The following is a 264-nucleotide window of genomic DNA, read 5'->3' as shown; positions in this document are numbered from 1 at the left end:
CCAGCAGCACGCTGCCGCCGGCCGCGCCGTAGGCGAGCTTCTTCAGCCACTCCTTGCGGGTCAGCAGGGTGATGGCCGCCATCGAGATGGCGATCTGGATCGCCATCATCGCCTGGGCCCAGCGATGGTGCTGGTGCAGCGCGGCTTCCGATTGCTCGTCCCAGTCCCGGGCCTCGGCTTCCAGGGCCTCGGCCTTGAGGCGCACCGCTTCCTTTTCCTTCTGGTAGCGCTGGGCTTCGATGCCGTAGTGCGCGGCATCGACTC

1 protein-coding gene is annotated in these 264 nt (G+C 67.8%); it reads right to left on the bottom strand.

The window, feature by feature from the left end:
* Positions 1–264, bottom strand: a 264-nt coding sequence (locus tag SB725_RS31850; protein ID WP_410923441.1) for a DUF4337 family protein, incomplete at both ends; no start/stop codon positions are given.

The sequence above is a fragment of the Pseudomonas sp. SIMBA_041 genome (genome assembly GCF_046535095.1).
Lineage (GTDB): Bacteria > Pseudomonadota > Gammaproteobacteria > Pseudomonadales > Pseudomonadaceae > Aquipseudomonas > Aquipseudomonas mucoides.
Note: the sequence above shows the minus strand (reverse complement) of the source record. Positions and strands in the feature narration are given on the sequence as shown.